10 protein-coding genes are annotated in these 12,849 nt (G+C 33.0%); 8 read left to right on the forward strand and 2 right to left on the reverse strand.

Annotation, left to right across the window (positions count from 1 at the left end; all coding sequences use genetic code 11):
* The first annotated feature begins 1 nt into the window (after position 1).
* The 6 genes from SLH33_RS05165 to SLH33_RS05190 all read left to right on the forward strand — a co-directional run bounded on the left by SLH33_RS05165 (position 2) and on the right by SLH33_RS05190 (position 6,393).
* A complete protein-coding gene (locus SLH33_RS05165) occupies positions 2-1,780 on the forward strand; it encodes a TonB-dependent receptor (protein ID WP_320418002.1) in 1,779 nt (592 codons plus the stop codon).
* Between the two features lie 44 nt (positions 1,781-1,824).
* The gene (locus tag SLH33_RS05170) at positions 1,825-3,261 is read left to right on the forward strand and encodes a M20/M25/M40 family metallo-hydrolase (RefSeq protein WP_320418003.1); all 1,437 of its coding nucleotides are present in this window, start codon (positions 1,825-1,827) and stop codon (positions 3,259-3,261) included.
* 3 nt (positions 3,262-3,264) lie between these two features.
* Positions 3,265-3,627: a DoxX family membrane protein gene (locus tag SLH33_RS05175; protein WP_320418004.1), complete on the forward strand. Its 363-nt coding sequence runs from the start codon at positions 3,265-3,267 to the stop codon at positions 3,625-3,627.
* Entirely contained in the window at positions 3,624-5,237 is a 1,614-nt protein-coding gene (locus tag SLH33_RS05180) for an amidohydrolase (RefSeq protein ID WP_320418005.1), read from the forward strand. Before SLH33_RS05175 ends, SLH33_RS05180 begins: the two co-directional genes overlap by 4 nt.
* 88 nt (positions 5,238-5,325) lie before the next feature.
* The gene (locus tag SLH33_RS05185; RefSeq protein WP_320418006.1) at positions 5,326-5,580 is read left to right on the forward strand and encodes a hypothetical protein; all 255 of its coding nucleotides are present in this window, start codon (positions 5,326-5,328) and stop codon (positions 5,578-5,580) included.
* A gap of 270 nt (positions 5,581-5,850) precedes the next feature.
* Positions 5,851-6,393, forward strand: a complete 543-nt coding sequence (locus tag SLH33_RS05190; protein ID WP_320418007.1) for a sigma-70 family RNA polymerase sigma factor — start codon at positions 5,851-5,853, stop codon at positions 6,391-6,393.
* A 3-nt stretch (positions 6,394-6,396) separates the two neighbouring features.
* Here SLH33_RS05190 and SLH33_RS05195 read toward each other — a convergent pair whose 3' ends face one another.
* On the reverse strand, positions 6,397-8,346 hold the full coding sequence (locus tag SLH33_RS05195) for a YgiQ family radical SAM protein (RefSeq protein WP_320418008.1): 1,950 nt from the start codon (positions 8,344-8,346) through the stop codon (positions 6,397-6,399).
* Between the two features lie 68 nt (positions 8,347-8,414).
* Here SLH33_RS05195 and SLH33_RS05200 point away from each other — a divergent pair, with 68 nt between their 5' ends.
* Positions 8,415-10,331 carry a CocE/NonD family hydrolase gene (locus tag SLH33_RS05200; protein ID WP_320418009.1) on the forward strand — a complete coding sequence of 639 codons (1,917 nt, stop codon included), beginning with the start codon at positions 8,415-8,417 and terminating at the stop codon, positions 10,329-10,331.
* 271 nt (positions 10,332-10,602) lie between these two features.
* On the opposite strand, the gene aat is transcribed toward SLH33_RS05200, so the two are convergent.
* Positions 10,603-11,226 carry a leucyl/phenylalanyl-tRNA--protein transferase gene (gene aat / locus SLH33_RS05205; protein ID WP_320418010.1) on the reverse strand — a complete coding sequence of 208 codons (624 nt, stop codon included), beginning with the start codon at positions 11,224-11,226 and terminating at the stop codon, positions 10,603-10,605.
* Positions 11,227-11,277: 51 nt separating this feature from the next.
* Between aat and SLH33_RS05210 the strand changes: the two genes are divergently transcribed.
* Positions 11,278-12,840: an NAD(P)/FAD-dependent oxidoreductase gene (locus SLH33_RS05210; protein ID WP_320418011.1), complete on the forward strand. Its 1,563-nt coding sequence runs from the start codon at positions 11,278-11,280 to the stop codon at positions 12,838-12,840.
* Positions 12,841-12,849 lie beyond the last annotated feature (9 nt).

The following is a 12,849-nucleotide window of genomic DNA, read 5'->3' on the forward strand; positions in this document are numbered from 1 at the left end:
GATGAAAAAATATGTAATCTTATTATTGATGTTTGTTGGCAAGTTTACTTTTGCGCAAGAAGAAACATCTATTACCAAAAAAAATGACACTATAAAAACCGAGGTTGTTAATGTAGTTACATCGTACGCTCCTAAAGTAACCGATGCTTTTAAAATTAAACGTAAACCGGTTATACATCTATCAAAAGAAGTTGATAAAAAAGAGTTAGAATATCAAATTATATCGGTTCCAGTAGCTTCTACCTTTATCCCTCAAAGCGGGACGTTAAAAGGAATTAATTTAGGTAAACAAGAGCGCTTATTTGATAATTATCTTTCCGCAGGTTTTGGAAACAACACCACGCCTTTTTTTGAAGCATACATTCATAACAACACCCCTTTTGATGGTGAATATTCTATCGGATTAAACTTTTTATACACCAATGACCCTGTTGAAAATACTGTGCTAAGTAGCAGCTTTTACAATGTTGATCTGGATTTACTTTTCAAACAAGAAGAACGTTACTTTGATTGGAAATTAGGCTTCAAAGCCGAAAGAGACATGTATAATTGGTACGGAATACCAGAAAATATTCCGTTTACAGAAATTGCTATCAATTCTATTGAAGCACAACAAACTTACAAACATTATAAAGTTTTTGGAGGTGCAGAATTTCAAGATTCTTACACCCAAGATGCCAATGCTTTTGTGAGTCTTTTTACTGATGATTTTGAAAGTAGTGAGTTCAATGCAGGTATTGAGGGTACTTTTGCTTTTCCTTTAGGTCGTTTTGGTTTACAGTTAGAAGACTTACAATTAAAAGGATCTTTAGATTATTTAGGCGGAACATTTGTTAGATCTTATGAAAATGATGATTTTAATGAAGTTAAGTATAAATTCATCACCTTAGGAGCACATCCATATTACAATTTTAAGTTCAATGAATTTGATATTAAAGTGGGAGCTAAAGCTTTCTTTAGTATGGATACCGAAAATAGTCTAAATCAATTTTTCATTTATCCGGATGTAGAAATAAATTATCCGGTAATTGGTAAACTTGCTAATTTATATGTGGGTGCGTCGGGTGATTTACACAACAATTCGTATAAAAGTTTATCCAATGAAAATCCATACATCTCTCCTACTCAAACCATTTTACAAACTGATGAAATCTATAATATATATGGAGGTTTAAGAGGTATTTTGTCTAATACCATTAATTATAATGTGCAAGCAAGTTATAAAAATGAAGAAAATAAACCTTTGTATGTCCTTAACAATTCCAAATCAAATGGAAATACTACTGGTGATGTACTTACAGGTTATTCTTTTAGTGGTTATGACTACGGAAACTCTTTCAGTGCAGTATATGACAATGTAAAAACCGTTACTGTTTCAGGTGAAATAGCATACGACTTTAGCAAACAAATTACTGTTGGATTAAATAGTGAGTTCAATACTTATAGCTTATTAAATCAAGAAGAAGCATGGCATTTACCAAAAATAAAAGCTGATGTTTTTGGTCATTATAAAACAGATAAATGGTATGCTACTACTAATATTTATTTTGTTGGGAATAGAAAAGGATTTATATATGACAATGATGTACCTACCGCAGTAGATTTAAAAAGTTATATTGATGTAAATGTTAATGGAGGTTATCATTTTAATCCTATTTTTTCAGCTTTCTTAAAAGTTAACAATATTACCAATAACAGCTATCAAAAATTCACCAATTATAATGTTCAGGGCATTCAAGTGATTGGTGGAATTGTCTGGAAATTTGACGCACTTTTTTAAGTCGCTTTTTTTTGTAGATTTAGGGTTATAAATTAACTACTATAATGAAACAATTAATAACCCTAATTTCTGCATTAGGTATTTTGGTAGCATGCGCAGAAAAGAAAGAGCAAGCTACAACTCATTCAAACTCTTTATCTTCTGAAGAAAAAATTGACAGCACTCATATAAAAAACTTTTTCAATACCGCACTCACGCAAGGAAAATCCTATGAATGGCTTCGAGATTTAACCCAAAATATTGGCGGACGCTTATCCGGTTCTCCAGAAGCTGAAAAAGCAGTAGTTTGGGGAGAAAAATTGATGAAAGAAGTTGGTCTTGACTCAGTTTGGTTACAACCGGTTATGGTTCCTCATTGGGTTAGAGGAGAAAAGGAAGTAGCAAATTACACCGTAAATGGTGTAAAAAAAGACGTTCCTGTTTGTGCTTTAGGTTTTTCTATTGCTACTCCAGCTAAAGGTATTACTAGTGAAGTAATAGAAGTAAAAAGCGTTGAAGAAGCAGAAAAAAGAGGTAACGAATTAAAAGACAAAATCGTGTTTTTTAACGGTGCTTTTGACAATACTCTAATCAATACTTTTGAAGCCTATGGAGGTTGTGTTGGGCAGCGTTTTTCTGGTGCTAGAGTCTGTGGTAAATACGGAGCAAAAGGAGTTATTGTTCGTTCAATGACCAACGGAATTGATGACTATCCACATACCGGAAGTATGGGCTATGGAGATATTCCTAAAAATGAATACATCCCAGCTGCTGCTATCAGCTCTAGAGCCGCAGAGAACCTTAGTAAAGATTTAAAAGAAAATCCGAATTTAAAATTCTATTTCAAACAAAGTTGTGAAACATTGCCAGATGCTCCATCTTTCAATGTGGTTGGAGAAATAAAAGGAAGTGAAAATCCTGATAAAATAATGGTAGTTGGCGGTCATTTAGATTCTTGGGATTTAGGTGAAGGTGCACATGATGATGGTACCGGAATTGTACATTCTTTAGAAGTTGCTTATCTTTTTAAAAAGAATAATATTCAGCCTAAAAACACATTACGTATTGTGTTTTTCATGAATGAAGAAAATGGTTTGCGCGGAGCTAAAGAATATGCTCGTTTGGCTAAACTTAATAATGAAAATCATATTGGCGGATTAGAAAGTGACTCTGGAGGTCATACTCCAAGAGGGTTTTCTATAGATGCAAATGAAAAAAATACACTTCTGGTAAAAAGTTGGAATAAATTATTAGCACCTTACGGATTACATGATTTAACCACAGGAGGAAGTGGTGCTGATGTGGGACCGTTAAAAGACGACCATGTTACCTTAGTTGGGTACAGACCTGATAGTCAACGTTATTTTGATTATCACCATACAGAAACCGATACATTTGATAAAGTAAACAAGCGTGAATTAGAAATGGGAAGCGCTTCTATGGCTAGTTTAATTTATTTAATGGATAAATATTTATATACCAAAGAGCCTATAAAACCTTAATTTATGTCTAAACTTATACTTTTTTTACGTTTAGTTTTTGGACTGTTTTTTGTTTTTGCAGGTATAATGCATTTTGTTAAACCTAAAATATTTAATAGGTTTATTCCTAAACCACTACCAAAACTTATCATAAATTATATAGCTGGCTTTTTTGAATTAGCTATTGGTATTGGTTTAATTTTTACTAATACTTCAAAAAAAGCTGCAGCAGGAATGTTTTTCCTTATGCTTATTTTCTTTCCTATACATATTTGGGATTTATTTAGAGAAAAACCAGCTATTGGATCAAAGAAGCTTGCAATTATTAGAGCTCCTCTTCAGTTTTTATTATTATATATAGCATATTTAATTTATAAACACTCATGAAAAAGTTAATCTCCTTAGCATCTTTACTTACCTTAATATTTATTAGCTGTGGCAAAGAAAAATCCGATTTAATTGTAACAAACGCTAAAGTTTACACCGTCAACAAAGACTTTGAAACCGCACAAAGTTTTGCTGTAAAAAACGGAAAAATAATAGCTGTAGCCAGTAATGAAGAAATCAAAAAAAAATATAAATCTTCTAATATTATTGATGCTGAAAATAACGCAGTATATCCTGGATTTATAGATGCACATTGTCATTTTTATGGTTTAGGGTTACAACAGCAAAAAGTAGATTTAGTTGGCACACAAAGCTATGATGAAGTTTTAGAGCGATTACTAGATTTCAAAAAAGATAAAAACACACTATACATTACGGGTAGAGGTTGGGATCAAAATGATTGGAAAGTTAAGGAATTCCCAACAAAAGATCAATTAGATGAATTGTTTCCAAATACACCAATAGCTATTACAAGAATTGATGGTCATGCCATGTTGGTCAACCAAAAAGCAATTGATTTAGCGGGTATTAACAAAGATTCTAAAATTGATGGTGGAGAATTTATTAAAAAAGATGGTGAGCTTACCGGTGTGCTAATAGATAATGCAATGAGTTTTATTAAAATTCCTCAACCTACTAAAAAACAGCAAATTCAAGCATTGATAGATGCTCAAAAAATTTGTTTTGATTTAGGTTTAACAACTGTAGACGACGCAGGTTTAGACAAAGAAGTGATTGAACTTATTGACAGTTTACAACAAACAGGCGATTTAAAAATGCGTGTGTACGCAATGATATCAAACAATCAAAAAAACCTTGATTACTACTTAAATAAAGGTATTATAAAAACAGATAAGTTAAACGTTCGCTCAGTAAAAGTATATGCCGATGGAGCTTTAGGCTCTCGAGGTGCTGCATTAAAAGCTGAGTATTCTGATAAAAAAGGACATTTTGGAGCCTTGGTCAACTCATATGAAAATCTTCAAAATGTTGCCAAAAGAATTGCTGAATCAAATTATCAAATGAACACGCATGCTATTGGTGATTCTGCCAATTACATCATGTTAAAAACGTATAATGAAGTTTTGAAGGGAAAAGAAAACAGACGTTGGCGTATTGAACATGCTCAAATTGTTGATCTACAAGATTTCAATTTATTTAAAAATGTACTTCCATCTATACAACCAACCCATGCAACATCCGATATGTATTGGGCGGAAGATCGTGTGGGAGCAGAAAGAATAAAAGGTGCCTATGCATATAACAATTTATTAAAACAATACGGAAAAGTTGCCTTAGGTACCGATTTTCCTATTGAACATGTGAGTCCGTTGTATACATTTTATGCAGCCACTGCTAGAAAAGACTTAAAAGGATATCCTGAAAACGGATATCAAACTGAAAATGCGTTATCAAGAGAAAACACCTTAAAAGGAATGACTATTTGGAATGCATATGCCAATTTTGAAGAAGACGAAAAAGGAAGTATAGAAGTAGGTAAGTTTGCCGATTTTATCATTCTAGATAAAGATATTATGACCGTTTCTGAAGAAGAAATTCCAACTACAAAGGTGTTAGCTACCTATGTTGGAGGTCAAAAAGTAAATTAATTCACACTTTATAATACTGAAAATCAAAATCTTAATTTTGTTTAAATTATTTTTTATTATATTATAGTTCACTATAAAAACTATAATTATGGATGAAAAAACAGAAAAAAAATTGAAAATTATGAATTCTGTTTTGGTAAAAATGGAAGATATCCAAAACACACAAAAAAGTTTAATTGAAAAAATTGGTGTAGTTGAAGTTCAATTATTTGATATTCAATCTAAAGATTTAGACAAAGAGTTAGATAAAGTAATGAATAGAGCTTCCGATACTTTAAAAATTATAAAAGAGGCTACTGAAGCCTTTGAAATGAAAAGAAATCGTATTGAAAACGAAGCTTAATCTGCTATTCATATAAATTATTTGAGATAAAATGCATCTTTTTCTAAAGTTTTATGTCTTATTAATAAACAAACATAAAACATACATATTATGAAAAATAAAAACGAATGTACATGTAATTGTGAAGGCTGTAAAACAGGAAATTGTAGCAATTGTACTTGCGATAACTGTACTTGTAGTAATTGTAACTGTTAATTAAATTAATTTATTAACCACAACAGAAATTATTCTTTAAATTTATAAGAGTGATTTCTGTTTTTACTTTTTCTTATGACAACACAACAAGTTTGGGCAAAATATGCAGATGATGTAAAACACTTTATTTTAAGCAAAGTAAAAGATCCTATGGTAACCGATGATCTGTTGCAAAATGTTTTTATTAAAGTACATACCAAACTTCATACATTAAAAGATATTACCAAACTAAAATCGTGGCTATTTACCATAGCCAGAAACTCAATTCTTGACCATTTTAAAAACACCAATCAAACTTTTGAATGGACAGGTTTTGAAGCCGAACCTGAACTTTTAGATAATACCACACATACCGAAAAAGACTGTTTACGAGGTATTTTACAAAGTTTACCTAAAAAATACCGAGATCCTCTATTTTTAGCAGATATTAAAGGATTAAAACAGCAAGAAGTAGCCAAACACCTAAATCAAAGTTTACCAACTACAAAGTCGCAAATACAACGTGCTCGTAAACTCATTGCTAAAGGTTTTATGGATTGCTGCGGATTTGTTTTAAACGACGAAGGAAAATTAGTAGGCGAAATTCAAGACAAAGACGATTGTAAGGTTTGTGGGTAAACCTTACCTCCTTCTCTTCTTTTTAAATCCTTTATTTCTTCTTCTAGATTCTTTTACTGAAGTCACCGTGTCATCAAACGTGTTTTTTGTTTTACCTGGTTTATTCTTACGCCAAGAGTCATCATTTGGTAATAACTTTTTCAGTAAATCGGTACGTCCAACATTGGTAAGTTTATCTTTAATCCATTGTCTGTTTTCCTTTTTGTACCAAAAGAAAAATTTATGTTGATCTAACTTTTCTTGACGCGTTTTTGGCGTTTTAACTGGCTGTAACGTATATGGATGGTATCCACTGTAATAAATTACCGTAGCTACCGTCATAGGTGTTGGTGTAAAATCTTGTACCTGCTCTAGTTGAAAACCCATGTCTTTCGTTTCAGCAGCTAAATTTGCCATATCTTCTGGTTCACAAGCTGGGTGACTCGAAATAAAATAAGGTATCAACTGTAAATTCAGTTTATTTTTACGATTGATCTTATCAAAACGCTCTTTAAACTTATGAAAATAGGTAAACGAAGGTTTACGCATTAACTTCAAAACAGGGTCAGACGTATGTTCAGGAGCTACTTTTAATCGCCCAGAAACGTGTTTGGTCATAACCTCTTCGGTATACGCATCTATTTCTTTCGGATCTGCATTTTTGTTGAACTCAGGCACTAACATATCATGACGAATTCCACTACCAATAAATGATTTTTTTATCTTCGGATGCGCATCCACTGCTTTATATAAATCTGTTAACGGTTTATGAGACGTATCTAAATTACTACAAATTACCGGTGAAATACAGCTTGGTGCTACACATTTATCACAAATAGACTGCACCTTCCCTTTCATTTTGTACATATTTGCCGATGGACCACCAATATCAGAAAGATATCCTTTAAAATCATCCATCTTAGTCAATTCATCTACTTCTTTTAAAACAGATTCCTGACTTCTACTGGCAATAAACTTTCCTTGGTGTGCAGAAATCGTACAAAAACTACATCCTCCAAAACATCCTCTATGTACGTTAACCGAGAATTTAATCATTTCATACGCAGGAATCGGTCCACGCTTGTTGTACTTTGGATGTGGCATGCGTGTGTATGGCAAATCGAAAGAAGCATCAATTTCTTCCTCAGTCATTGTTGGAAACGGAGGATTGATCATTAAGGTTTTATCACCTACTTTTTGAAAAATTCTACGAGCATATAATTTATTAGATTCTTGCTCAATAACTTTAAAGTTAGCCGCATAGGCCTTTTTATCTTTCAAACAAGTTTCATGTGAAGCTATTTCAACATCTTGCCAATTTTTATTCTTCGGTACATTTTCATCCTCATTCAGTAAAACTGCTGTTTGTTTTATCGTTTTTAAGCTAGAAAACGGAACTCCTTTTTGCAATAACTCTACCAATTCACGCAATGGTTGTTCTCCCATTCCGTAAACCAACATATCTGCTCCAGATTCTTTTAAAATGGAAGGCATTAATTTATCCGACCAATAATCGTAATGTGTTACTCGACGAAGCGAAGCTTCAATTCCTCCAACCAAAACAGGAACATCTGGAAATTTCTCTTTTAAAATCTTCGTATAAACAGTAGTGGCATAGTCAGGTCTAAAACCTTTATCGCCGTTAGGTGTATAAGCATCCTTGTCTCTTCTGCGTTTACTGGCAGTATAATTACTCACCATAGAATCCATACATCCTGCAGTAACTCCAAAAAACAAGCGAGGTGTACCTAACTTAGTAAAATCTTGTAAATTATCATGCACACTCGGTTGTGGTACAATAGCAACACGCAATCCATAACTTTCTAAAATACGACCAATTACCGCAGGCCCAAAAGCCGGATGATCTACATACGCATCTCCACTGAACAGAATTACATCTAATTCATCCCATCCTCGTAACTTCACCTCCTTGTTTGTAGTCGGTAACCAATCTGAAAGTCTTCTTATTCTCATACGCTGCAAAAATACGATGTTTTACTCAGATAGTTTTATATATTTATCGGTTTATAAACCAAACCATTATGAAAAACTACGCAAAACTTTTTTTACTCTCTGTTTTTTTAATCATTAGCTGTAAAAAAGGTAAGAAAGAAGTCGATGTAAAAGACACTTTCGTACAAGATAACTACACCAAAAAAGAAGTACAAATAACTATGAGAGACGGTGTAAAACTACACACCACCATCTATTCTCCTAAAGACAAAAGTAAAACCTTCCCAATTCTGTTACAACGAACTCCTTATAGTTGTAGTCCTTATGGAGAGACTGAATTCAGAAAAAAAATTGGACCTAACCTAAACTTAATGAAAGAAGGGAATATTATTGTGTATCAAGATGTTCGTGGACGTTGGATGAGTGAAGGTGTGTATGATAATATGCGTGCCTATATTCCAAATAAAAAAGAAAAAGAAACCGATGAAGTGTCTGATACCTATGACACGATTGACTGGTTAGTTAAAAATGTAGAAAACAATAACGGTAATGTGGGTACATGGGGAATTTCATACCCCGGACATTATACAACAGTTTCTACTATTGATGCGCATCCTGCTTTAAAAGCTGCTTCACCACAAGCTTGCATTGGCGATTTCTTTTTTGATGATTTCCACCACAACGGAGCTTTTTTATTAAGCTATTTCAAAGCTATTTCTTTATTTGGAACCTATAAAGATCAACCAACAGATTCTGCTTGGTATTCTTTTCCTGATATGAAAACGCAAGATCAATATCAATTTTTCTTAGATAAAGGTCCGCTTAAAAACTTAAACGAATATTTTCAATATGACAGATTGGATGTAAAAACCACAGAAAACAAAAATAGAATTGATGATTTTTTCTGGAAAGAAATTGTGGAACATCCTAACTACGATTCGGTATGGCAAAGCAAAGGAATCATTCAACATTTAAATAAAGTTCCTTCAACTGTAGCTACTATGGTTGTTGGTGGTTGGTTTGATGCCGAAGATCTGTATGGTCCGTTAGAAACCTACAAAGGCATTGAAAAACATCAACCAGAAAATTATAACACAATAGTTTTTGGCCCTTGGGATCACGGAGGTTGGTCTAGAAGCAAAGTTAAAAATGCTGTGGGTAATTATTATTTTGGAGATTCCATCTCATTAAAATTCCAAAAAGAAGTAGAAACTAAATTCTTCAATCACTTTTTAAAAGGAGACGGTTCTAAAAACAGTGGATTGCCAGAAGCCTATGTTTTTGACACTGGTAAAAAAGAATGGAAATCGTACGATGTTTGGCCTCCTCAAAACACTCAAAAACAATTTTTTTATTTGTCAGAAAATCAAGAGTTAACTTCGAATAAAAAATCAGAAGCAAAAATTAATTTCATTAGTGACATTAAGCGTCCTGTTCCTTATTCCGAAGATATTAAAACCGTATTTACACCCAGAAAATACATGACCGACGATCAGCGTTTTGCTGCCAGAAGACCCGATGTATTGGTTTTTGAAACCGATGTACTAACAGAAGATTTTACGCTTGCTGGTGATATTTTAGCAAAATTAAAAGTAGCAACTACAGGTACTGCTGCCGATTGGATTGTAAAAGTAATTGACGTGCATCCTGCGGATTTAAAAAATGATAATAAAGAAATGCAACCGCATTTAAAACTGAGCAATTATCATTTAATGGTTCGTAGTGAAGTAATGCGCGGTCGTTTTAGAAACAGTTTTTCAAATCCGGAACCATTTACACCCAACAAAAAAACAGATGTAAATATTAAGCTTCAAGATGTTTTTCACACGTTTAAAAAAGGTCATAAACTACAAATTCAAATACAAAGCACATGGTTTCCTTTAATCGATTTGAATCCGCAAACTTATGTAGACAACATTTACAAAGCAGACGAAAAAGATTTTAAAACACAAACACATAGTGTTTTTACGGATAGTTCAATTGAATTTTCTGTGTTAAAACAATAATTCTTATAAAATAAAAAACCCACTCAAAAGAATTGAGTGGGAAAATTGCTATGAAAAAGAACTTAAGACGTCTCTTAAGTGATTACAAAGTTATAAGAATTAATAGATTTAAACTAACAAAATCGCCGAAATGAATTATTTGTATAGATGAATGGTTATTTTTTCTCGCCGAATGGGATGGATGTTTATTAATTATTTTTTTGAAAACTAAAAAAAAGAGACGTTTTATTCAAATTTCACAGCTCTTACTTTATTAGTAATATAAAAATCTCTATAAAAATTCCAAAAACTCTTTTCTGGGTATTTCTTTGGCTCCTAAACTTGCTAAATGTTCGTTGTACACTTGGCAATCGATGAGTTTGTATCCGCAATTTTGAGTTAAGTGTATAAATGCTAGTTTTGAGGTATTACTTAGTTTACTAAACATACTTTCTCCACAAAAAACACCATTTTTTAGATCAATTCCGTACAAACCACCTACCAATTTACCTTCAAACCACACTTCTACAGATTTTGCAATTCCTTTTTTGTGCAAATTAATATAAGCTTGTTCCATGTCATTGGTAATCCATGTTCCAGGTTGATCTTTTCTATCAATATGTTTGCAGTTAAAAATCACCTCTTTAAAAGCAGTATTTTCGGTAATGGTAAATTTATTTTTACGCATCAATTGCCTCATCGATTTGGATATTTTCAACTCCTTAGGAAACAACACCATACGTTCCCAGGGTGAATACCAAACAATGGGCTCCCCTTCATTAAACCACGGAAAAATTCCGTTTGAGTAAGCTAAAATTAATCTTTCTGTAGATAGATCTCCTCCCAAGGCCAATATTCCCTCTTCGGTTGCTAATTCAGACGATGGAAATTCAAGTTTATTTGTTATCCAAATCATATTGCTAAAATAATCAAATAGACTCAATGGGTTTTTAACTAATTTTGCAGCATGGTAAAAGAGATTCAACTCCGCATTAATTTATTTGAAGAACGCATCGCTTCAATTTTAGAAAAAAAAGCTTCACAGCAATTAAATATTGCTGTTTCTGATATTTCAGGAATTAAAGTACTAAGAAAATCTATTGATGCTCGAAAAAAAGAGATCATTTTCAACTATAAAGTTGCGGTGTATATTAATGAACCTTTACCAGATGCTCCAGATTATGTTTTTGATTACAAAGATGTATCGAATGCTAAGGAAATTCATATCATCGGGTTTGGTCCTGCAGGAATGTATGCTGCGCTTCGTTGTATTGAATTAGGCTACAAACCTATTGTATTAGAACGTGGGAAAAATGTACAGAATCGTAGACGTGATTTACGTGCCATTAACCAATTTCATGATGTAAACGAAGATTCTAATTATTGTTTTGGTGAAGGAGGTGCAGGAACTTACTCTGACGGAAAATTATATACTCGTAGTTTGAAAAGAGGAGATGTACGCAGAATCTTTGAAAATTTAGTATACCACGGTGCAACCGATCAAATTTTAGTAGACGCTCATCCACATATTGGAACTAATAAATTACCAAAAATCATTCAAAATATTCGTGAAACTATTTTAAAATACGGTGGTGAAGTTCATTTTGAAACACGCGTTACTGATTTTGTTATAAACAATAATAAACTTAAAGCCATCATCTTACAAAACGGAAAGGAAATGGCTGTGAACTCGGTTATTTTAGCAACAGGACATTCAGCAAGAGATATTTTTGAACTATTACACAAAAAAGAAATTTTAATCAAAGCTAAATCTTTTGCCATGGGAGTTCGTGTAGAACATCCTCAAGAACTGATAGATCAAATTCAGTATAGTTGTTCTGGTCAACGTGATGAATTATTACCTGCTGCTGCCTATAGTTTAGTGCATCAAGTTAACAACCGTGGTGTATATTCATTTTGTATGTGCCCTGGTGGATTTATAGTTCCGGCAGCAACAGCCAATGGCGAAGTAGTGGTTAACGGAATGTCTCCTTCTCGAAGAAACAACAAATTTGCAAACTCTGGAATTGTTGTAGAAATAAATGTGGATAAAGATTTACCAAAATATGAACATTTTGGTGCTTTAAAAGGATTAGAGTTTCAAAAGGATTTGGAAAAATTAGCTTTTAATGCTGGAGGAAAAAGTCAGGTTGCACCAGCTCAAAGACTTACCGATTTTGTTGAAGGTCGCTTATCATTATCCTTAAATGAATCTTCCTATCAACCAGGATTAAACTCTGCTCCAATGCATTCATTATTACCTAAATTAATTGGAAGTAGATTACGCAAAGGGTTTGCTGCTTTTGGTAGAAAAATGCATGGATATTACACACAAGAAGCAAATATTATCGGGGTGGAATCTCGTACCTCATCACCGGTTAACATTCCAAGAAATGAAGATTTAGAACACCCACAAATTGAAGGTCTTTTTCCGTGTGGTGAAGGTGGTGGTTATGCAGGTGGCATTATTTCAGCAGCTATGGATGGAGAGCGTTGTGCAGAAGCTGCAATAGCAAAATATAAACGTTAATTTCTTGGT

The sequence above is a fragment of the Tenacibaculum sp. IB213877 genome, from assembly GCF_034043975.1.
Lineage (GTDB): Bacteria > Bacteroidota > Bacteroidia > Flavobacteriales > Flavobacteriaceae > Polaribacter.

Coding starts and splice junctions, on each gene's coding strand:
- SLH33_RS05165 (WP_320418002.1), top strand. CDS start 2: ATGAAAAAATATGTAATCTTATTATTGATGTTTGTTGGCAAGTTTACT.
- SLH33_RS05170 (WP_320418003.1), top strand. CDS start 1,825: ATGAAACAATTAATAACCCTAATTTCTGCATTAGGTATTTTGGTAGCA.
- SLH33_RS05175 (WP_320418004.1), top strand. CDS start 3,265: ATGTCTAAACTTATACTTTTTTTACGTTTAGTTTTTGGACTGTTTTTT.
- SLH33_RS05180 (WP_320418005.1), top strand. CDS start 3,624: ATGAAAAAGTTAATCTCCTTAGCATCTTTACTTACCTTAATATTTATT.
- SLH33_RS05185 (WP_320418006.1), top strand. CDS start 5,326: ATGGATGAAAAAACAGAAAAAAAATTGAAAATTATGAATTCTGTTTTG.
- SLH33_RS05190 (WP_320418007.1), top strand. CDS start 5,851: ATGACAACACAACAAGTTTGGGCAAAATATGCAGATGATGTAAAACAC.
- SLH33_RS05195 (WP_320418008.1), bottom strand. CDS start 8,346: ATGAGAATAAGAAGACTTTCAGATTGGTTACCGACTACAAACAAGGAG.
- SLH33_RS05200 (WP_320418009.1), top strand. CDS start 8,415: ATGAAAAACTACGCAAAACTTTTTTTACTCTCTGTTTTTTTAATCATT.
- aat (WP_320418010.1), bottom strand. CDS start 11,226: ATGATTTGGATAACAAATAAACTTGAATTTCCATCGTCTGAATTAGCA.
- SLH33_RS05210 (WP_320418011.1), top strand. CDS start 11,278: ATGGTAAAAGAGATTCAACTCCGCATTAATTTATTTGAAGAACGCATC.